Origin of the sequence: Mycobacterium sp. (genome assembly GCF_032162605.1) — a bacterium.
Lineage (GTDB): Bacteria > Actinomycetota > Actinomycetes > Mycobacteriales > Mycobacteriaceae > Mycobacterium.
This window is the reverse complement of record NZ_JAVROT010000259.1, coordinates 1-19837: the sequence shown is the minus strand read 5'-3', so window position 1 is coordinate 19837 and position 19837 is coordinate 1. Positions and strand designations below refer to the sequence as shown.

At 67.6% G+C, this 19837-nt stretch carries 24 protein-coding genes and 2 pseudogenes; 12 read left to right on the top strand and 14 right to left on the bottom strand.

Annotated elements, in window-relative coordinates; translation table 11 throughout:
• A partial coding sequence (locus QOI01_RS15555; protein ID WP_526382371.1) for a peptidase occupies nucleotides 1–356 on the bottom strand: 356 nt, incomplete at its 3' end.
• Nucleotides 357–479: 123 nt separating this feature from the next.
• Complete coding sequence (locus QOI01_RS15550; protein WP_526382383.1) at nucleotides 480–797, bottom strand: S24/S26 family peptidase; 318 nt, start codon at nucleotides 795–797, stop codon at nucleotides 480–482.
• Nucleotides 798–882: 85 nt separating this feature from the next.
• Between QOI01_RS15550 and sodN the strand changes: the two genes are divergently transcribed.
• Nucleotides 883–1305 (top strand): superoxide dismutase, Ni, encoded by a 423-nt coding sequence (sodN, locus tag QOI01_RS15545; protein ID WP_526382369.1) that lies wholly within the window; start codon nucleotides 883–885, stop codon nucleotides 1303–1305.
• Between the two features lie 149 nt (nucleotides 1306–1454).
• Here the strand turns inward: sodN and QOI01_RS15540 are convergent, their stop codons facing one another.
• Entirely contained in the window at nucleotides 1455–1610 is a 156-nt protein-coding gene (locus QOI01_RS15540; RefSeq protein ID WP_526382367.1) for a hypothetical protein, read from the bottom strand.
• Between the two features lie 399 nt (nucleotides 1611–2009).
• Here QOI01_RS15540 and QOI01_RS15535 point away from each other — a divergent pair, with 399 nt between their 5' ends.
• Genes QOI01_RS15535 through QOI01_RS15525 form a run of 3 tightly spaced genes read left to right on the top strand, consistent with a single transcriptional unit; the run spans nucleotide 2010 to nucleotide 4282 of the window.
• Entirely contained in the window at nucleotides 2010–2351 is a 342-nt protein-coding gene (locus tag QOI01_RS15535; RefSeq protein WP_526382365.1) for a rhodanese-like domain-containing protein, read from the top strand.
• 19 nt (nucleotides 2352–2370) lie between these two features.
• Complete coding sequence (locus QOI01_RS15530; RefSeq protein WP_526382363.1) at nucleotides 2371–3444, top strand: DUF4328 domain-containing protein; 1074 nt, start codon at nucleotides 2371–2373, stop codon at nucleotides 3442–3444.
• Between the two features lie 4 nt (nucleotides 3445–3448).
• Nucleotides 3449–4282, top strand: coding sequence for a glycerophosphodiester phosphodiesterase (locus QOI01_RS15525; protein ID WP_526382361.1), 834 nt, complete (start codon nucleotides 3449–3451; stop codon nucleotides 4280–4282).
• Here the strand turns inward: QOI01_RS15525 and QOI01_RS15520 are convergent.
• The 4 genes and pseudogenes from QOI01_RS15520 to QOI01_RS15505 form a co-directional block, all read right to left on the bottom strand.
• Nucleotides 4279–4842, bottom strand: a complete 564-nt coding sequence (locus QOI01_RS15520; protein ID WP_526382381.1) for a ferritin — start codon at nucleotides 4840–4842, stop codon at nucleotides 4279–4281. The two genes, QOI01_RS15525 and QOI01_RS15520, sit on opposite strands and share 4 nt — an antisense overlap.
• A gap of 116 nt (nucleotides 4843–4958) precedes the next feature.
• Nucleotides 4959–6125, bottom strand: coding sequence for an LCP family protein (locus QOI01_RS15515; RefSeq protein WP_526382379.1), 1167 nt, complete (start codon nucleotides 6123–6125; stop codon nucleotides 4959–4961).
• Between the two features lie 129 nt (nucleotides 6126–6254).
• Complete coding sequence (locus QOI01_RS15510) at nucleotides 6255–7025, bottom strand: CPBP family intramembrane glutamic endopeptidase (RefSeq protein WP_526382359.1); 771 nt, start codon at nucleotides 7023–7025, stop codon at nucleotides 6255–6257.
• A 36-nt stretch (nucleotides 7026–7061) separates the two neighbouring features.
• Nucleotides 7062–7265: pseudogene (locus tag QOI01_RS15505) on the bottom strand (DUF2470 domain-containing protein); the annotation flags it as partial.
• 77 nt (nucleotides 7266–7342) lie between these two features.
• Between QOI01_RS15505 and pheA the strand changes: the two are divergent.
• Together pheA and QOI01_RS15495 are read left to right on the top strand one after the other, a co-directional pair.
• A complete protein-coding gene (gene pheA, locus QOI01_RS15500; protein WP_526382357.1) occupies nucleotides 7343–8266 on the top strand; it encodes a prephenate dehydratase in 924 nt (307 codons plus the stop codon).
• Nucleotides 8263–8949, top strand: a complete 687-nt coding sequence (locus QOI01_RS15495; protein ID WP_526382355.1) for a histidine phosphatase family protein — start codon at nucleotides 8263–8265, stop codon at nucleotides 8947–8949. Before pheA ends, QOI01_RS15495 begins: the two co-directional genes overlap by 4 nt.
• 6 nt (nucleotides 8950–8955) lie before the next feature.
• Here the strand turns inward: QOI01_RS15495 and QOI01_RS15490 are convergent, their stop codons facing one another.
• The 3 genes from QOI01_RS15490 to QOI01_RS15480 form a co-directional block, all read right to left on the bottom strand.
• The gene (locus tag QOI01_RS15490; protein ID WP_526382353.1) at nucleotides 8956–9147 is read right to left on the bottom strand and encodes a hypothetical protein; all 192 of its coding nucleotides are present in this window, start codon (nucleotides 9145–9147) and stop codon (nucleotides 8956–8958) included.
• Between the two features lie 130 nt (nucleotides 9148–9277).
• Nucleotides 9278–9628, bottom strand: a complete 351-nt coding sequence (locus QOI01_RS15485; protein ID WP_526382351.1) for a metallopeptidase family protein — start codon at nucleotides 9626–9628, stop codon at nucleotides 9278–9280.
• Nucleotides 9629–9633: 5 nt separating this feature from the next.
• Nucleotides 9634–11109: a septum formation family protein gene (locus QOI01_RS15480; protein ID WP_526382349.1), complete on the bottom strand. Its 1476-nt coding sequence runs from the start codon at nucleotides 11107–11109 to the stop codon at nucleotides 9634–9636.
• Between the two features lie 127 nt (nucleotides 11110–11236).
• On the opposite strand from QOI01_RS15480, the gene serS reads away from it, so the two are divergent.
• Genes serS through QOI01_RS15465 form a run of 3 tightly spaced genes read left to right on the top strand, consistent with a single transcriptional unit; the run spans nucleotide 11237 to nucleotide 14318 of the window.
• Nucleotides 11237–12490, top strand: a complete 1254-nt coding sequence (gene serS / locus QOI01_RS15475) for a serine--tRNA ligase (protein ID WP_526382347.1) — start codon at nucleotides 11237–11239, stop codon at nucleotides 12488–12490.
• A gap of 11 nt (nucleotides 12491–12501) precedes the next feature.
• Nucleotides 12502–13317: a DUF5718 family protein gene (locus QOI01_RS15470; protein ID WP_526382377.1), complete on the top strand. Its 816-nt coding sequence runs from the start codon at nucleotides 12502–12504 to the stop codon at nucleotides 13315–13317.
• Nucleotides 13318–13325: 8 nt separating this feature from the next.
• Nucleotides 13326–14318, top strand: coding sequence for an MOSC domain-containing protein (locus tag QOI01_RS15465; RefSeq protein ID WP_526382345.1), 993 nt, complete (start codon nucleotides 13326–13328; stop codon nucleotides 14316–14318).
• A gap of 89 nt (nucleotides 14319–14407) precedes the next feature.
• Here QOI01_RS15465 and QOI01_RS15460 read toward each other — a convergent pair whose 3' ends face one another.
• The 3 genes and pseudogenes from QOI01_RS15460 to QOI01_RS15450 form a co-directional block, all read right to left on the bottom strand.
• A complete protein-coding gene (locus QOI01_RS15460; RefSeq protein ID WP_526382375.1) occupies nucleotides 14408–14701 on the bottom strand; it encodes a hypothetical protein in 294 nt (97 codons plus the stop codon).
• Nucleotides 14702–14745: 44 nt separating this feature from the next.
• Complete coding sequence (locus QOI01_RS15455) at nucleotides 14746–16290, bottom strand: Rieske 2Fe-2S domain-containing protein (RefSeq protein ID WP_526382343.1); 1545 nt, start codon at nucleotides 16288–16290, stop codon at nucleotides 14746–14748.
• A gap of 55 nt (nucleotides 16291–16345) precedes the next feature.
• A pseudogene (locus tag QOI01_RS15450) lies at nucleotides 16346–17012 on the bottom strand (phosphotransferase).
• Between the two features lie 75 nt (nucleotides 17013–17087).
• On the opposite strand from QOI01_RS15450, the gene QOI01_RS15445 reads away from it, so the two are divergent.
• From QOI01_RS15445 to QOI01_RS15435, 3 genes are read left to right on the top strand one after another with little or no spacing between them, the layout of a single operon-like run.
• Entirely contained in the window at nucleotides 17088–17885 is a 798-nt protein-coding gene (locus QOI01_RS15445; RefSeq protein WP_526382373.1) for a lysophospholipid acyltransferase family protein, read from the top strand.
• A gap of 4 nt (nucleotides 17886–17889) precedes the next feature.
• Complete coding sequence (locus QOI01_RS15440) at nucleotides 17890–18636, top strand: lysophospholipid acyltransferase family protein (protein WP_526382341.1); 747 nt, start codon at nucleotides 17890–17892, stop codon at nucleotides 18634–18636.
• Nucleotides 18636–19448 carry a Cof-type HAD-IIB family hydrolase gene (locus QOI01_RS15435; protein WP_526382339.1) on the top strand — a complete coding sequence of 271 codons (813 nt, stop codon included), beginning with the start codon at nucleotides 18636–18638 and terminating at the stop codon, nucleotides 19446–19448. Before QOI01_RS15440 ends, QOI01_RS15435 begins: the two co-directional genes overlap by 1 nt.
• Here QOI01_RS15435 and QOI01_RS15430 read toward each other — a convergent pair.
• On the bottom strand, nucleotides 19445–19837 hold a 393-nt coding region (locus QOI01_RS15430; RefSeq protein ID WP_526382337.1), incomplete at its 5' end, for an LGFP repeat-containing protein. The two genes, QOI01_RS15435 and QOI01_RS15430, sit on opposite strands and share 4 nt — an antisense overlap.

Sequence of the window (19837 nt, the reverse complement as noted above, 5' to 3'; positions counted from 1 at the left end):
ACACATTCTGGAAGCGACGGCATCGTCTCCGACGGCGGGTGCAGCATCATCAGCGCGGGCGGTTGACGGTGTGCGAAATAGCCTGGCTGAATGGCCGATTCGCCGACGACGGTGCCCTCGGCCAGCACCAGGCCGACGGTGCCGGGTACCGGCTCGTCGGGAAGCTCCTCGCGCACGCCGAAAATCGTTGTCGTGGACAGCAATCCGGGAATCGACGCCACCCGGACCGCGACCATCAACAACTGGGCCCACTCCTTCGTCGAGTCGGGCCAGCGGCCAGAAACGACGAATCCCTTGAGTGAGCCGCCGGAGTGGAAGGGCGCAACCTCGACAGTGCCATGGGATCCGGTATCCATCGTGCTCTCCGATCGGTGCGTGACTGCCGCCCGACACGGCTGTGGGTCGATTCCGACAGGATGCGGTAGACAGGGGTTGGCACACAAGGGGAGACGAGTGCCAGCGCGCTCAGCCGTCGCGTTTCACTGCTGATTCCCCGGTCGCTCCGCTCTCCCGCGCGAGCGGGGGGACCCCCAGCGCCGAACGGTCCACACCACGCGATACGAGCCCGTCGCCGGAACCCAGCCGAACCGCCGCGAGTCCACGACGCCGGGCGCGTGCGGGTTGTCGGAGCGCGCCTCGAACATCGCGGCGCGACCGGCACCGCGGACGTTGCCGACCCGCTTGACGAGCCAACGCGTCGGCAGGGTCGGATCGGGGAACACCCGTACTTGTCCCCGCCGCACACGGCCGCAGCGCAGCGCAAGCAACCCGTCGCCCGGCCCGAGCGATGGGCGCATGGAGTCCTCCACGACCGAGAATCGGCGAAGCGGCCAGGCCTGCGAAGGATGGTTGTCTCCCACCCTCAAAGGGTAGGTTAGTCCCATGCTGCATCGACTCTTCTCAAACGCCACTCCCGCCCACGCCCACTGCGACCTGTACTGCGGTGTATATGATCCCGCCCAGGCCAAGATCGAGGCGCTCTCGGTCCTGAAGACGCTTCAGAAGTACCACGATTCGGATGATGACCACTTTAAGACCCGCGCCATCATCATCAAGGAGCAGCGGGCCGAAGAGGTCAAGCATCACCTGACCGTGCTGTGGGCCGACTTCTTCACCAAGGAGCACTTCGAAAAGTTCCCCAACCTGCACCAGTTGTTCTGGGACGGGGTTCACGGCGCCGGCGATGCCAAGAAGTCGCTCGACGTCGCCGTCGCCGAGAAGCTGCTCGCGACGATCGACGAGATTTCCGACATCTTCTGGCAGACCGAGAAGGCCAAGGGCATGGGGGTCTACCCGCCCGCCTGACCGGAACCGAACCACCGAGAAGGCCGGCTCAGCGCTCATGGGCGCCGAGCCGGCCTTTCTACGTACGAGCCCCAGTTGTATGGGCCCCCGCGGGCGGCGCGAAGGCGGGCTATCGCGCTCTAGGTCAGAACAACTTGGGTCAGAACAACTTAGGTTAGAACGATCAGGGCGAGGACGCCCAGCAGTACCAATGCGATCAGTCCCGCCCGGAGACACGCCATCAGGTGGCTGTGCGTGTAGACGTGCGAAGAGGTCTGCCATTCGGCTGGCGGAACTGCTCCGGACCCCAGTGGATGCGATGCCATCAACAGCTCCTGACCTGCGCGTTCAATCTTCTCCCCTCGGGAGATCTGTTACAACCGATGGTTGTGATCGCGATCATAGCCCCTTGTTTCACGGTGGGAAAATCAGCGTGCCCGACGAGCCAAGTGGTTAGCCCGCCAAGGTTTTTCGCTCGCGCCCGCAAAACCTGTTGATGACTGGCCGTGTGGGCACAGCGTTATCCCCAGTCAATTGGAGGAAACTCACAGAATCACCGGTTCAGAGGCATTTCGGCTGCTGCGGGCCTGTGCATGAACCTGTGCAAACTGTGGATAGCCGTCCGATTGCTGTGTCGGCCGTGCCAGCATTGATGCCGTGTACCTGGCGGTGCAGAGTCGAGGAGAGGTTCGATTGGACGCGATGACGACTGAAGGAGCGACGCAGTGAGCGACGCCGAGGTGGGAGAGGCCCAGATCGCCGACGTTCCCGTCGCGTTGGACCACGCCGTGGTGCTGCTCGACGTGCGCGAGGACGACGAGTGGCAGCGCGGTCACGCCGACGGGGCGCAACACATCCCGATGGGTGACGTCCCCGCCCGGATCGGGGAGATCGACACAGACGCCACGCTGTACGTGGTGTGCCACGCGGGTGGCCGCTCCCTACGAGTCGCGCAGTATCTCGCCCGCAATGGCTACGAACCGATCAACGTGTCGGGCGGCATGCTCGCCTGGGCAGGGGCCGGGCGTCCCGTCGTCACCGACGACGGCGCTGCGGGCACCGTCTGACGGACCGTAGGCTGGTCCCGTGATCCAGGTCTGTTCACGGTGCGGAACGCGATGGAACGTCCGCGACCGTCAGCGTGTCTGGTGCCCCCGCTGTCAGAGCGCGCTGCTGGCACCGTCGGCCGAGCCGGACCCACAGCAGTGGTCGGCCCGGCCTACCGACGTCGCGCGGCCAGGGACCTCACGACCGTCACAACGGCTTCCAGCCGGCTATCGCTGGATCGCAGTGCGACCGGGTGCGGCGCCGCCACCTCGCCGCGTGTCCCGTCCGCTCGGGCCGACGCCCAGGTACTCGGCCATCCCACGCTGGAGCCTGCAGGACCACTTCGAGCAGACGGTGCCGACGCAGGCCACCGAACCGCTGCGAACGTCCACGCGCATGGTGTGGGCCACCCTGTTCACGACCCTGGCCCTGTTCGCGTTCGCCGTGGTCGTCCACATCGCCAATTACGCGCTGTTGCTCTACAACCGCTCGACGCTGCTGAACCCGATCGTGGCCGGGGTGGCGACGTGGGCCGGAGTCACCGCGAGCGTTTTGGCCTTCTTCGCGTTGATCGCCAGCTTCGTGGTGCTTACGAACTGGCTCATCTCGCGGCGCGCGGGTGCCTACGCGCGCCACGACGCCCAGGACCCGCGCCCGGTCTGGGAGCTGTGGCTGGGCTGTCTGCTGCCATTGGCCAATCTCTTCTGGGCACCGGTGTTCGTCTTCGAACTCGCCCGCGTCGAAGGGCGCCTGACGTGGCTGCGCACGCCGATGGTGGTCTGGTGGTGCGGCTGGTGGGTCAGCCTGTTCGTCTCGGTCTTCGCGTTCGCGACCAGCTTCACCCGAGACGCTCAGGGCATCGCCGACAACACGGTGGCCACCACCATTGCCTACCTGACTGCCCTGGCGGCACTCCTGTTGACCGTGAAGATGTTTCGGGGTTTCGAACACAAGGCGGTCGACAAGCCCGTCAAGCGGTGGGTCATCGTGCCCGACGAGCCCGGCGCCACGGCCGAACCGCAGGACGCCGAACTCAAGGGCGCCGAACTGAAGGGCGCCGAACCGGAATCTGCGGCTCGGGTTGAGTCCGAGCGGGAAGACCCGGCAGCATAGGTTCATGACCTCGGCCGACGGAGCGCTCGACGGACACCCGTTCGTGGTGGCTCACCGTGGCGCGTCAGCGGAGTTGCCCGAGCACACGATCGCCGCCTACGAGCTCGCGCTGCGGGAGGGAGCCGACGGGGTCGAGTGCGACGTGCGGCTCACCCGCGATGGACATCTGGTGTGCGTCCACGACCGGCGGGTGGATCGGACGTCGACGGGCACCGGGCTGGTCAGCGAGAAGACGCTCGGCGAGCTGCGCGAACTCGAGTACGGCGCTTGGCATTCGAGTTGGCGGAAAGACGGTAGTCACGGCGACACCGGCCTGCTGACGCTCGATGGCCTCATCTCGCTGGTCCTCGACTGGAACCGGCCCATCAAGATCTTCATCGAGACCAAGCATCCCGTGCGCTACGGCGCCCTGGTCGAGAGCAAGGTGCTGGCACTGCTGCACAGGTACGGCATCGCGTCACCGGCTTCGGCCGACCTGTCCCGCGCCGTCGTTATCTCGTTCTCGGCGGCCGCGGTCTGGCGCATCCGCCGCGCGGCGCCCATGCTGCCGACGGTGCTGCTCGGCGAGACCTCGCGATATCTTGGTGGCAGCGCCGCGACGACCGTCGGCGCCACGGCGGTCGGGCCCTCGATCGCCACGCTGCGAGAGCACCCCGAACTCGTCGACCGGGCCGCCGCGCACGGCAGGGCCCTGTACTGCTGGACGGTCGACCACTACGAGGACGTGCGCTACTGCCGCGACGTCGGGGTCGCCTGGGTGGCCACCAACCACCCAGGCCGTACCAAGGACTGGCTGCAGAACGGCCTCACCGAGGCCGGCCTGGATCAGCCGGACTAGAGCTTGCCGCCTGCGGCCTGCGGTGCGGTGGGGTCGGCAGACGCGCCGCCGATCTCACGGGCGACGAAGTCCTCGAGGTGGAAGAGGTCCGCACCGGCCCGCTCGCTGATCCACACCAGCGTGGTCATCAACGCGACCTCTTCGACCTGCTCCTTGAGAAACCACTGCATGAACCGCTCGCGGAGGTAGTCGCCCTCGTCGCGAGCGGCGGCAGCCAGTCGGGTGATCTGCTCGGTGACGGTGCGCTCCTGACCTAGCGCGAGGCGCAGCGCCTCGGTCGGCGAGCTGAAGCTGTTGTGTACCGCGTCGGTGCCGGGGATCTCCACCTCGACGTCGCGGTCGATCAGATATTGCACGAGCATCATCGCGTGGTTGCGCTCGTCGAGAGCCTGCGCATAGAAGTGCTTGGCCAGCTGCGGCAGATCGGCGGCATCGAAGTGGACGGCGATCGCAGTGTATTGCTGCGATGCCGTGAACTCGTCGCGGATCTGCTCCTGCAGGAGGTGGTGGAACTTGGTGTCGAGAGTCGTGAATCGCTCATGCGAAGGACAATATTGCAGGTCAGCGCGCTTTGTCAGCAAAGGTATGACTAATTAAGGCGAGGTTCCCTAAGTGATTCGACCGTGGTCACAGCGCGGCGCTGAGTTTGCTGCCGCCGTACCAAACGAAGGTCCGGCTAAGTCTTCCCCGCGTCGAGCACGTCCTGAGGGACCGCGCCATCGGTCGCCAGTGCCTGAAACAGGCGCGCGGCAGCGTCGCTGTCCCACACCGCGACGGAGCCCGAGTCGCTGCCAGTGAACTCACCGATCGGTACCGCGGTGGTCGTGACGGTCCCATGAAGTGCCCACGCCAGTCGCGCCAGATCCCAAACGTGCGCGCCGTCGTCGACGGTCACCGCCCCCGATGCCGCATGGGCCATCGGATACCAGCGCAGCGGGTTGAGCAGGACGGCGGGGTTCGTGGCGCGATGCATCAGCGTTCCCATGAACTGCCGTTGGTTGGTCATCCGGTCGAGGTCGGCGCGCGGCGTCGCCCGGGTGCGGACGTAACCGAGGGCGGTGCGACCGTCCAATTCCTGACATCCCGCGGGCAGATCGATGCCTGCGAGTGGATCGCTGATCGGCTCGGGAAGGCACATCGTGACGCCACCGACGGCGTCGACCATGACGGCGAATCCGTCGAAGCCGATCTCGGCGTAGTGATCGAGTCGCAGGCCCGTCGCCTGCTCGACCGTCTGTGCCAGCAGCGGGGCGCCCCCCAGCGCGAATGCCGCGTTGATCTTGTCCTCGCCGTGCCCGGGAATCGGCACGTAGGAATCCCGCGGGATCGAGACCATCGTGGTCGGCACGTCCGAGCCGAGGCCGGGTACGTGAACGAGGAGGATGGTGTCGGTCCGGCCATCGCCCAGGTCACCGCCGGTGGAGAGCTCGGCCTGCTGTGCAGGGCTGAGATCCTGGCGGCTGTCCGAACCGACCAGCAACCACGTGGTGCCGCTGCCCGCCGGTGGTCGGTCGGGAAGCGCCGTCAGCGCCGGGATGCGATGCAGCGACGTGTCGATCCACACGCCCGTGCCGACGACCGCCGCCACGATGACCAGCAGCAGGGCGAACACGATGCGTCCCCAGCGCCGTCTGCGTCTCGGCGCGCGAGCCTTGGGTGGGGGTGGGGCGGCCCTCGAGGCAGGTCGAGGTGCCGTTGGCGGCGGCCGGCGTTGCGGCGGCGGCGGGGGCGGTCGGTGCGCCCGCGGCGGCGGTGCCGGGGCGCGCTGTGGGGCGATCGGCTGGGTGGCGTCGGGTCTGCTCCCGGGGGGCGGCGGCCGGAAGTTCGGATCGCGTCGAATGATCTGTGACGGCTCCTGCGACGGCCGCGGTCTTCCGGCCCGACCCAGAGGATCGGGCCCGGGGTAGGGCGGCCGCTTGTCGGTCACTCGAATGAATGTACGGGCCGCGGGCCCGGGATCGTCGTCTCTGGATCAACGAAGCCAGCCGAGGTGGCCGACGAGCAGCGCGTAGCCCACGAAGGCGACCGCGTCGATGACACCATGCGCCACGATCAGTGGCCACAGCCGTCCCGTGCGCTGCCACGCATAGCCGAAGACCAGGCCCATCGCGACGTTGCCTATACCTGCGCCGAAGCCCTGGTACAGGTGGTAGCAGCCGCGCAGCAGGCTGGAGGCCACCAGTACGACGACGGGCGTGAGGCCGAGCTGGCGCAGCCGAGTCATGAGGAACGCGACGACGATGACCTCCTCGGCCCAACCGTTGGCGAAGGCCACGGCGAGGAGTACGGGAATCCGCCACCACGTGTCGCCGAGCTCGGACGGTACGACCGACACCCCGATGCCCAGGGCGCGCCCCGCTACGTAGAGGCCGAGGCCGGGCAGGCCGATCAGGGCGGCGAGGCCGAGGCCGCCAAGAAGGTCGGGCCGCCAGCGGAACCGCCCGAGGCCGATGCGATCCGGGCCGAAACCGCTGCGCCACAACAGGTACAGGCCCAGCAGCCCCCAGGCGATTAGCTGGAACACCGACGCCAGGTTCAACGCGAGGTTGATGAGGTCGATGGGGGAGAGCTTGCGGTTGAGCGCCACCTTCTGGCCGGCGAGGCCGAGGAGGACCGCCTCGGTCAGGCTGACCAATGAGGTGTACGCCGACAAGCCGAACGTCACCGCGAGCACCACGGCGATCTCGAGCCGGAGAGCCCGTTTCCTGAGGTCGGTCAGTAACTCGTCGGGCGGCCCATTCACGGAGCTACGGTAGCCGCCGGTGAATTGGGTGAGGCATCAGATGCGGCGAGCGCGCAGCCCGTTGAGGAACGGGCAACCCATCAGGACGCGGATGGCCTGGCTCAGGCCGGTGACGTCGTCCACCGGTTTGGCGGGCAGGCGCACGTCGTGATCGCCGTCCTCAGTCTCCACGCGGAGTTGGACGCCGTAGCGATCGAGCCCGAGCGGGCCTACCCGGCCGCGTCGCAACGGCGAAGGCAGGCTAGCCTCACTGATCCCGCAAGATCCCTTGAAACGTCTTCGGCGATGACGGAAGGCTGAGCCGATAGTGTTGAGCCGTGCCACGCGTCGCCTATCTTGGCCCCCAAGGGACCTTCACAGAAGCGGCGTTGTTGGAGCTGGTGGCCTCCAGTGCCGTCCCTGGCGCACCGGCGCACGTCGAACCGCTGCCATGCAACAGCGCCGAGGGTGCGCTCGCCGCCGTCCGCTCCGGCGCCGCCGACTACGCCGTCGCGCCGATCGAGAACTCGATCGACGGCTCTGTCGTCCCAACGATGGACAGCCTCGCGACGGGTGCGCCGCTGCAGATCTACGCCGAACACACCCTCGACGTCGCCTTCAGCATCGCCGTGCGTGCCCGCACGCGCGCGTCGGACGTCGAGACCATTGCGGCCTTTCCCGTCGCCGCCGCACAGGTGAAGCGATGGATCGCCGAGCACCTTCCCGACGCGCGGACCGTGCCCGCCACGTCCAACGCGGCAGCGGCCCACGACGTGGCGGAAGGGCGGGCAGACGCGGGCGTCAGCACGGCACTCGCCGCCGAGCGACTGGGCCTTGCCACCCTGGCCGACGGCGTGGTGGACGAGGCGAACGCCAGGACGAGGTTCGTGCTCGTCGGACCACCGGGGCCGCCGCCGTCGCGCACCGGGGCCGACCGCACATCGGTCGCGCTGCGACTGGAGAACGTGCCGGGCGCGCTGGTCTCGGCGATGACCGAGCTCGCAATCCGCGACATCGACCTGACCAGGATCGAGTCCCGTCCCACTCGAGTCGAACTGGGCACCTACGTCTTCTTCCTGGACTGCGTCGGGCATGTTGACGACGATCCGGTCGCCGAGGCACTTCGGGCGCTTCACAGGCGTTGTGCAGACGTGCGATATCTGGGTTCATGGCCGACGGGTTCCGCCGTCGGAGCCGTACCGCCGGTGACCGACGAGGCGTCCGAGTGGCTGGCCGGACTGCGCGAGGGGCGTATCCGATGACGGGTCGGCTGGTACTGGTCCGGCACGGACAGTCACACGCCAACGTCGAGAGGCTGCTCGACACCCGACCTCCCGGCGCGCCACTCACCGATCTCGGCCATGAGCAGGCCAGGACGTTCGCCCGCGAATGGAACCACCCCGTCGGGCTGGTCGCACACTCCACGGCGCTGCGTGCGGTCGAAACGGCAGCCGAGATCGCCGATCACCTCGGGTTGGCCATGGTTCAGCTCGAGGGCATCCACGAGGTGCAGGTCGGCGCGCTGGAGAACCGCAACGACGACGAGGCGATCGAGGAGTTCAACGCCATCTACCAGCGCTGGCAGGAGGGCGACCTCGACCTGCCGATGCCTGCCGGTGAGAGCGCTCAGCAGGTGTTGGAGCGCTACCTGCCGGTGGTCACGCAGTTACGTCTGCGCCACCTCGACGACCACGCGTGGACGGGCGACGTCATCCTGGTCAGTCATGGCGCCGCGATCCGGCTTGTCGCGGCGATGCTTGCGGGCGTCGACGGCGGCTTCGCTCTCGAGCACCACCTGGCGAACACCGAGTGCGTGGTGCTGAGCCCGATCACCGACGGCCGGTGGAGCTGTGTCCAATGGTCGACGCTCCTGCCGCCCTTCGCGCCCGAGCCCGACGCGCATCCGGTCGAGGACGCGTTGCACGGCGCCGATCCGATGGGCTAGCTACAGCTAGGACACCGCTGAGGCGGAGATGGTCACCGAGCAGACACACCCGATGGCTACGCAGTCGATGCTGAGTGCGTGCACGGCCTCGGGGGTGGCGCAGTCCTCGGTGCACTCCACGGCGGACAGCGCGTGGTGAATCAAGGTGCCGTGACAGTGTTCGAGGTCCTCGTGACACTCGCGGCAGACACTGGGCATGTTCCATTCCTAGCACCGGTGCCCGACGAATCCCGGTTGCCGCGCCTGACGGTAGCCTTCCCAGGTCGCTTCGCTCCTGCCCTCCGTGCCGCCTTCCCAGGTCGCTTCGCTCCTGCCCTCCGAGTGCCGTTCACGCCCAACCGAGTTCGTGCAACCGATCATCGTCGATTCCGAAGTGGTGGGCGACCTCGTGGATCACGGTCACGGTCACCTCGTCGACAACCTGGGCCTCCGAGTCGCAGATGTCGAGCACCGCGTCGCGGTAGATCGTGATGGTGTCGGGCAGCGAGCCGAAGTAGGTCGAATCACGTTCGGTCAGGGCAATGCCCTCGTAGAGCCCGAGTAGATCGGGTTCGTCGGGATGGCGGGCCTCGACGAGGACGACGACGTTGTCGATCGCCTTGGCCAGCGCGGGAGGGATCTCGTCAAGAGCGTCGGACACCAACTCGTCGAACCGTTGCGGGCCCATCCGAACGGCCACCGCGGCTACTGCCCGGGTAGCGGCGGCTGCGCCGGACCGGGTGGCACCGGATCGGTGGGCACCGGCTCGGCGGGCGCCGGCTCGGTGGGCGCCGGCTCGGTGGGCGCTCCGGGTGCGGGATCGCCACCCGCGGGCGGCACGACGCCGTCCTGTGGGGGGCCCTGCCCGTCGGTTGCCGGTCCTGGCGGCGGTGGCGGTCCGTTCAGGAAGGTATTCCCCTGCACCGGGGTCGGTGCACCCGAGGTGGAGGGGGACGACGTGCTCTGGGTCTGCGACGGCCCGGCCTGCTGCTGTCCCGGCAGGTGTTGCGAGCCCTGGGTGCTCTGGCTGCCCTGATCGCTGAGGTCGATCTGCGACGACACCTGCGAAGAGGTGTCCACCGTCGGCAGCGGGATCGGCGGCATCTCGAGGCGTTCCTGTGGAATGTCGGGCACCGATACCGGCGGCTGACCGTTGATCAGTAACGGTCCCTTGGCACTGTTGAGCAGTGTGGACCAGCCGCCGTTGCCCAGGGTGGCGCCGATGCTGCAGGACACCTGCTTGCTGCCCGCCGTCCAACTGGGCAGCGAGATCGTGCTGTAGATCAGCGTCAGCGTCGTCTTGCGGAGTTCGGCGGGCGCCAGATAGGCGTCCGTCATCTGGGTGCAGGAGTCCTTCACGAACTGGTCCTGGTCACCGTCGGGGGGCACCGGGCCAGGGAACTTCTCCGCGAGGTTGACCGCGCCGGTGACCTCCATCGCGTGCGGCTTGGCGCAATCGGTGGGAATGTCGATCGGTTGGTTCGTGGCCGGGTCGATGTCGAGGCACGTTCCTGCGGGCCAGACCTTCGACTGGTCGATGTCGGCGACCTTGCCCTTGAAGGCCAGCTGGTGGTTGTCGGGACCCGCCAGTTGAAGGCCACACAGCATGCGTCGTTCGCCTGCCTGACGCCACGCCTTGTCTCCGGACCAGACGAGGCTGACGCTGAACCGGCCGTTGGGGTCGTACCTCTCGCCGAGATACTGGCGCGCCGCTGCCTGGCACTGCTCCTGGCTGATCTGCTTGATGCGCGCCTCGGTGGGCGGCGCGGCAGCGGGGCCGTATTCGGTGCCGGGAAAGGTCCTCATGTCGATCGTCTCGGCGACCTCGAACCGGTGCTCGTCCTTGCAATCGACGATCGCCGCCGCGTCGGGCACCTGCTCGGGCCAGTTCAGACAGGTGCCGCTCTTGGCGTGGTCGAACGTCGCGTTGCCGCGCGCTCCCAGCGCCGACGAGCCCGCATTGAGTCCGATGGGGTTCCTGCCTTCCCCGGTGCCGGGAAGGGCGGTGATGAGACCCGCGATGAGCAAGCCGCCAAGGGCCGTCAGAAGCAGCGCACGGCGTGTGGAGGCAGCCTGCAGACTTCGCCACCACGCGAGGCGGGCCGACGGCTCTCCAGCCTCGTCCGCCGCCCGGTCCGTGCCCTGATCCGTGGCCGTAGGTGCATCCAACATCGGCTCCATTGTGACAGGCGCGCCAGGCCATGTGACAAGAGATGCAGTTGTAACGTTATGTGGTTGTGCCTCGGCGCGGCTGCTTGCCGGTCCCCTGGATGCCCCCCCGCTGCGTGCCAAACGTAGGGTCTTCCTCGTGATCGACCTCAAGCTGCTGCGTGAAGCGCCCGACAGGGTCCGCGCATCGCAACGGGCGCGCGGCGAAGACCCTGCCCTCGTGGACCTGCTACTGGAAGCAGACGCGGCGAGGCGTTCTGCGATATCGACGGCCGACAATCTGCGGGCAGAACAGAAGACGGCGAGCAAGGCCGTCGGCGCGGCGTCCGCGGACGAACGGCCCGCACTGCTGGCGCACGCCAAGAAGCTGGCCGAGGGAGTCAAGTCCGCCGAAGCCGCGCAGGCAGCCGCCGAAACCGCATTCACCGCCGCGCACATGACGATCTCGAACGTGATCATCGACGGTGTCCCGGCCGGCGGTGAGAACGACTTCGTGCTGCTCGACACCGTCGGTGAACCCCCGGCGATCGAGGATCCGAAGGACCACCTCGAACTCGGCGAATCGCTGGGGCTGATCGACATGGAGCGTGGCGCCAAGGTCTCGGGGTCGCGCTTCTACTTCCTGACCGGGTTCGGTGCGTTGCTCCAGCTCGGCATCCTGCAGCTGGCGGTCCGACTGGCAACCGAGAACGGCGCCACCCTCGTCATTCCGCCCGTGCTGGTGCGCCAGGAGATCATGTCGGGCACCGGCTTCCTCGGCGCGCACGCCGACGAGATCTACCGTCTCGAGGCCGACGACATGTACCTCGTCGGGACCTCGGAGGTTCCGCTGGCCGGTTACCACTCCGAGGAGATCATCGACCTTTCCGACGGTCCCCGGCGGTACGCCGGGTGGTCGTCCTGCTTTCGTCGCGAGGCGGGTAGCTACGGCAAGGACACCCGCGGCATCATCCGCGTGCATCAGTTCGACAAGGTGGAGGCCTTCGTCTACTGCAAGCCGGAGGACGCGGAAGCCGAACACCAGCGGTTGCTCGGGTGGCAGCGTCAGATGCTCGCTCTGATCGAGGTGCCGTACCGGGTGATCGACACCGCCGCAGGCGATCTGGGTTCGTCCGCGGCCCGCAAGTTCGACTGCGAGGCGTGGGTGCCCACCCAGGGGACCTACCGCGAGCTGACGTCTACGTCGAACTGCAGCACGTTTCAGGCGCGGCGGCTCTCGACCCGCTACCGCGACGAGAACGGCAAGCCGCAGATCGCGGCGACTCTGAACGGAACACTGGCCACCACACGCTGGCTGGTGGCCATCCTGGAGAATCACCAGCAGCCGGATGGCAGCGTCCGCGTTCCGGATGCGCTGGTGCCCTACGTCGGAAGGTCGGTGCTGACAGCATGACAGAACTCGCCATGTTTGAACTGGGCGAGGCCGAACTGCGGACCTGGTTCGGGTTTGGCGTCGCGGGAAATTTCGCGGGCCACCTCGAGCAGGCCGGCGAGGCCGCCGACTTCGTCAACGTTGTAAGCGACGACGGCACAGACTCGGCGCCCAAGGGCATCTTCCCTTGGTACGCACCGGGTTACGATGGCTTCCTCGGCGAGTTCCCGCTGTCCCACGACAGCATCCTGCTTCCCGGCAGTGAGACGCCGCTCAACCTGCAGATCGAGCCGGAGGTCGGTCTGGCCTGTCACGTGACGTGGCAGGGCGACACGGTCGTATCACTGCAGCCCTTCGCTCTCGGCGCGTTCAACGACTGCTCGATCCGTCGGCCGGGAGCGCTGAAGATCAGTCACAAGAAGAACTGGGGTCCGGCGTCCAAGGGAGCGGCCGCACGGTTCTTCGACATCGGTGACCTGACGCCGGACGGCCCCACGTCGACGCTGCGACTGGTGTGCAACCTGCGCACCGCCGACGGTCAGGAGCATGCCTACGGCGTGGACAGCCCCCTGCTCGGCTACTCGTACTACGGCGAGGTGCTGCTCGACTGGATCACCGAGCGCCTCGCCAGCCAGAAGGGCTCGGCCGACACGCCGCTCGAGGACGTCGGGGCACTGATGGTTGCGTCCGGTCACCCGGCGAACCTCCTGATCGGCATCGGCGCAACTCGCTACACCGAGCTCGGCGAGTCGACGTTCCTGCAGCCGGGTGACGAGGCGATCGTGCGTGTCTACGACACCGAATCCGAGGCGTTTTCCGAACTGCGGCAGGTGGTTTCGTCTCGCTAGGAGGACCGATGTCAGGCATGACGGTATCGCAGCTGTGGCGGTTTCCGGTGAAGTCGATGGGTGGGCACCCCGTCGACGCGGTGCGCGTCGACCGGCGCGGCGTCCATGCCGACAGGTTGTGGGCGGTGCGCGATCTGGAGAACGACATCACCGCCTCCGCGCGTCGCGTGCCCAAGTTGCTGGGCTGTTCGGCCGCCTACGTCACCGAACCCGCCGCTGATGCGGGACCGGGCAACGTGCCCGAGGTGACGATCACCTTCCCCGACGGCACCGAGTGCTCCAGTTCGGACACCAAGGTGCACCGACTGCTCTCCGAACTCGTCGGCCGCGAGGTTCGGCTGACGGCGCTGCCGCCGCTGGACGACACCAGCAGGCACCGGCTATCGCTGCAGCAGTCGACGGCCAACTTCTCGGCCGCGGAGGTGCGCCGCGACTTCGGACTGTCGGAGTCCGAAGCCCTGCCGGACACGACGATGTTCACCACCAAACAGATCCTGACACTGGCCCGGTTCTCCACGCCCCCGGGCACTTTCGTCGACCTCGGACCCGTTCACCTGATGAGCTCGGTCAGCCTGGCGTCGCTGTCCGCGGGGGACGAGCCCTATTCAGTACGGCGGTTCCGGCCCAACGTCCTCATCGACGTCGAGCAGCCCGAGTCGGACTTTCCCGAGTCGGCGTGGGTGGGCGGCGAGGTCCGAATCGGATCGGCGAGAATGCACGTCACGATCCCGACCGTCCGCTGCGTCGTGCCGACAAGGCCGCAACCGGGCCTCGACCTCGATCGCGCACTGACCCGCCGACTCGCCGACCGGACCGACCGGTTCCTCGGGGTCTACGCCGATGTCTCACGGCCTGGTCTGCTGCGGGTCGGCGACGAGGTGTCGATTGAGCCTGCACCAACGCCGAGTCGAGCTCAGCGGGCGTTGTCGTCGGTGGGCAGGTCGGCGACCCGGCAGGTGCAGCGGCTACTGGAGGCGACCGTGCTGCGCGACAAGGGTTAGACAACGTCTATCGCGATTTCTACGCCACGGTCGTTGTCCGGTCGATTTCAGCCCTGGTGCAGATCTCGTGATCGTCCGGTGGATGCTGGTCAGTCGCTCAGCAACTCGTCGAGCACGGCGATGAACTCCTTGGCCCGCAACGGAGTGAAGGCGGGGCTCGGGCGGGTGCCCGGCACGTCGAGCGTCACCAACGTCGACTTGATCGGTCGCCAGACGTCCAGGGGAAGCCAGCGACGGAAATCGGAGCTGCCCCAGATCCGGAAGCGGTTGACCACCAGACCCAGCGACTCGGACTGATAGCCGCGTACCGCCCGCAGCGGGATCACCTTCGAGGTGCCCGACGGGAAGTGATAGCGGCGCAAGGTGATCGCCTGGCGGTCCATCTGAATCAGGCCGTCGTCGTACCGCGGGTGGGGCTGGCTCGTGTTCACGCCTTCGAGCTCCGCAGCTCGTGGCCCTTGGACGTCAGGCAACGGCCGTCCGTCAGATTCCACGACCAGCCGTGCAGGTTGCAGGTGAGCGTGGTTCCGTCCACCACGCCGAACTTCGACAGATCCGCCTTCAGATGAGGGCACCGGCGTTGAATTTCCCAGCCGTCCAACGTGATCGACGCTGAGTCGTCGTGCGCCTCGGCGAACCATCCATCCGCGTACGCGATGCGTTCGTCGGTCAGACACTTGAAGAACGTGTACAGATACTCGTTGTAACCCCCGACCCGCCATGCCTTGAAACGGGTCGATAGGAAGATGGTGTTCACCCAGTCCGGCTCATCGTCGCGCAGCACGGTGCGGACGAGCTCGGGAGCGATCTCGAAGCCGTATCGGAACCTCTCATCCGGAATCGCCTCGCGCACGGCGCGTTTCGGGAAGTCCAGCACCACCGTTTCGGGACCCATGCGGAGCTCCACGGGGTAGCCGATGCCGTCGCAGATCTGATCGCTCTGCAACATGATCGGTTCGAACTTGGCCCGCAGCGGTTCGAGCAGCGACTCGCCCGCCGCGGGCGCCCAGCGGGCCTTCTCGGCGGCCAGCACGGGCGCCATCCGTTGCGCATACTGCTCGATGTACGCCGCCTTGCCGGTGGTGAAGATTGCATCGGGGTCGGTAACGGGATGATTCAGCGAATTCAGTTGCGGCCCAGTGAAATCGGCGGTCGATCCGGGAATCATCAACAAGCCGCGGTCGTGGCCGTTGCGGCGCATCTGGTCGAGGAAGACGACCTGGTCGGGGAAGATGTTCGCCGGGTGGCCGTGGTCGTCGTTTAGGTCACGCAGCGCCGGGTCGAGGAAGCACGGCGGCCCTGCCGAGGGGACGACCCAGGTGGCGTCGACCTGTGCGATGTACTGGCGGCAGCGATCCATCTGACGCTGGCGCTTCTGCGTGCCGAACGCCTGCTTGGCGCGAGCGGGCATGTCGTAGACCATCGGGTACCAGATGGCGCCGGAGTACTGCAGCATGTGCACGTCTACGGGCCCGAACTCCGTGCCGAGGACTTCGAGATCAACCGGGCGCGCGTCGTTCATGTTGAACGCGACCGTCTCCCCGTCCGACACCACCAGGCCCGAGTCGCCGATCGGGCCGTCGGCCGGTGCGCGCAGCGCGATGATCATCACGTCGAGGTCGCCCTTCGGGCCGCTGACGCGGTGTTTCACCGAGTCAGTGGTCTCGAAGAACCGGTGGAAGCCAAGAGCTTCGAGCGCGCGACGCAGGTCCGGCACCGGGTAATCGGGCAGCAGGACGACGGCGTCCTTGTTGACGTGCGCGGCCAGGTGGGCCGGGTCGAAGTGGTCCTTGTGCAGGTGGCTGACGTACAGGTAGTCGCAGTCGCCGAGCCCGTCCCAGTCCAACTGGCTGTTGTCGGGGAACGGGAACCACGACGCGAAGTACGCGGGGTTGACCCAGGGGTCGCAGAGGATGCTCCCTGCGTTTGTATCGATCCGGAAGCCTGCGTGTCCGACGCTTGTGACCTGCACTTATCGCCCTTTCCGCGCTGTACGCGTGGGTTCGATGGTACCGGGACCGGCCGGGTTACTCGTCCCAGCGCTCGCGGTAGTAGGCCATCCGCTCGTGGTCCGGAGCCACTCCATAGGCCTCCAGCAGCGCCGCTTCCTGTCCGCCGGACGACCCGAAGTTCCACGACAGGGACATGATCGCCACCGCCAGGTCGGACCATCGGTCCGCGACTCCGAGGTCCCCGAGGTCGACGTGGCCGGTGCAGAGTCCGTCATCGCCGACGATGGTGTTGGGCGCGCAGGCGTCGCCGTGGCAGACCACCAGCCGGTCGGCGGGCGGAGCGTCGGCGGGTACCCAGGCCGGCGCACCGAACGGACATTGGTCGACAGGGAGGGAATCGTGTATCCGTCGGAGCCCGGCGCCGATCGCGTGCGCCGCGTCCAACGGCCGCGCGATCCAATGCGGATCCACCGCCGAGCGTCCGGGTAGCGCCGCCGTGCAGCCACCCCGGCCCTGTCGACAGCACCTGCGGCACGGTGGCGAAATCAGCAGCCCACCGCAATCGCGTCGCCTCGGCGGCCAGCAGTCCGGCGTGCTGGTCCGGATAGACCTTCACGAACTCCCCAGCCACCGCGAACGTCACGCCGCCGAGCTCGTTGAGCCACACCGTGGTGACTGCGCGGCCGTCCGCGATCCTGGCGACGGCCTCGGGAACCGGCACCGGTGCGGTCGGAAAGGTCACCCAGGACACACTTCCACGCAGCCCGTGCGGAATCTTTCCATCGGTCACGAGGTGGCGGCACTAGGCTGGCATGTCGTGGAGCCGGTATACGGGACTGTCATCAGAGCTGCCCGCGTAATTTGGCGGCTGCAGGGGCTGAAATTCACCATCACAGGCGTCCAGAACCTGCCCGCTACCGGTGGTGCCGTGATCGCGATCAATCACACCAGCTACTTCGACTTCACCTTCGCCGGGTTGCCCGCCTTCAAGCAGGGCCGCGGCCGCAAGGTGCGGTTCATGGCCAAGCGCGAAGTCTTCGACTCCAACGTCAGCGGCCCCATCATGCGCGGCATGCGCCACATTCCGGTGGATCGGGACAGTGGTGCCGCCTCGTTCGACGCAGCCTGCCAGCGGCTCAAGGAGGGCGAGCTCGTCGGCGTCTATCCAGAGGCGACGATCAGCCGCAGCTTCGAGATCAAGGAATTCAAGTCGGGGGCCGCGCGGATGGCGATCGCAGCGGACGTTCCCATCGTCCCGCACATCGTGTGGGGTGCCCAGCGGATCTGGACCAAGGGGCACCCCCGCAAGTTGGCCCGGCCCAAGGTGCCCATCTCGGTGGCGGTCGGTGAACCCATCCGGCCGACGCTGCCTGCAGCCGAGCTGACGGCGCTGCTGCACTCGCGAATGCAGCACCTCCTCGAGCAGGTGCAGGACGCATACGGGTCGCACCCGGCGGGGGAGTTCTGGGTGCCGAAGCGAATGGGTGGCGGCGCGCCGTCGCTCGCGGAGGCCGACCGCATGGACGCGGAGGAGGCGGCCGAGAAGGCCGCCCGCCGCGAAGAGCGGTTGGCGCAGGAGCGATCGGGCCCCGAACCGGACGAATCCTCGGGTTAGTGGCATGGAACCGGTCTTCCGCACTCTGGAGATCGCGGGCAGGATTGCGGTGCGAGCCACCGGGACGCGGATCTCCTACCAGGGTCTGGAGAATGTCCCGGAGGTCGGCGGCGCGGTGATCGCCATCAACCACACCGGTTACATCGACTTCCTGCCCGCTGCACTCGCGGCCATGTACCGTCGGCGGCGCCTGAGGTTCATGATCAAGTCCGAGATGCAGAGGGTGAAGACCGTCAACTTCCTGATCAGGCATTCGAAGACAATCCCGGTGGACCGCCGGGCCGGTGCCGGGGCGTACGCGGCTGCCGTCGAGAGGTTGACCGAGGGCGAGCTGGTCGGCGTCTACCCGGAGGCGACCATCAGCAGGAGCTTCGAGCTCAAGGAGTTCAAGACCGGTGCGTCCCGAATGGCGCTGGAGGCGCAGGTGCCGATCATCCCCCTCATCGTCTGGGGCGCTCAGCGGGTGTGGACCAAAGACCATCCGAAGAGCTTGGGCCGCAAGAAGACTCCGATCACCGTGGCGGTCGGGACGCCGTTGCCTCCGTCCGGCACCCCCGAGTCGCTGATGGGCGAGCTCCGGGTCGAGATGACCAAGCTGCTGCACTCGGTGCAGGAGGAGTACGAGCATCCCGAGGGCGAGTACTGGGTCCCGCGCAGGCTCGGCGGCGGCGCCCCGACGCTGAACGAGGCTCGGCTACACGACGAGGCCGAGCTCGCCGAACGCGCTCGCAAGCAGTCGGAGAACCACTAGTGCTGCCGTCTCTCATCGCCACCGACGTCGACGGCACGCTCCTCGACGAGAACGAGGAAGTCACACCGCGCACTAGGGCGGCGGTGCGGGCCGCCGTCGCCGCGGGCACCCAATTCGTACTCGCGACGGGCCGGCCACCACGCTGGATCGCGCCGGTCGTCGACGCTCTCGGCTTCGCGCCCATGGCGGTCTGCGCGAACGGCGCCGTCGTCTACGACTCGGCCACCGACCGCATCCTTTCGGCCAGGACGTTGTCCGCCGAGGTGCTGGTCGAGCTGGCCGAGGTGGCGACTCGCATCATCCCGGGCGCAGGGCTCGCGGTGGAACGCGTCGGCCGCAGCGCCCACGACGCTGCGACGCCCGGGTTCCTGAGCTCACCCGGCTACGAGCACGCCTGGCTCAACCCCGACAACACCGAGGTGTCACTCGAGGACGTGCTGAGCGCGCCCGCGGTGAAGCTGCTGATCCGCAAGGCCGACGCGCGGAGTTCCGACATGGCCGCCGCGCTGGCCCCACACGTCGGTCTCCAGGGTGATCTGACCTACTCGACCAACAACGGTCTGATCGAGGTGGTGCCGCTCGGCATCAGCAAGGCGACCGGCGTCGACGAGGTCGCGGCACCCCTCGGCATCGCGGCAGGGGATGTCGTCGCCTTCGGTGACATGCCCAACGACATCCCGATGCTGCTGTGGGCCGGGCTCGGCGTCGCGATGGGCAATGCGCATCCGGAAGCCAAGGCGGCCGCCGACGAGGTGACCACGCCCAACAGCGACGACGGGTTGGCGCGTGTCCTCGAGCGGTGGTGGCTCTAAGTCCGGCCGTCGATCGGCGTGAACCGCTCGAGCTGCACGGGCGAGCTGCCGTCGGCGAGCGGGATCTCGAGGGCGACGCCGTCGATCACTCGGGTGACGGTGCCGTGCTCGCGGTCGAAGTTCAGCGTGCCGTGCTGGAAGTTCTGCACGATCCACTGCGGTTCCTGAATCTCGCCGCTGGTGGGCAGACCGAGTGCACCACGCTCGAACCCCAATTTGCCCCACGCCGCGTAGATGGCCCCGGTCACCGGTTCCGCACCGCTGTCCGGCGACCAGTACAGCGCGCCGTTGGCGAACGTCACGTAGCGCGACGCACCGGCGCCTGCGGTCTCGGGGGTCTGCGGCGCACCGAGCGGGCTCGCCTCGCTGCCCATCGACGCCCACTTTCC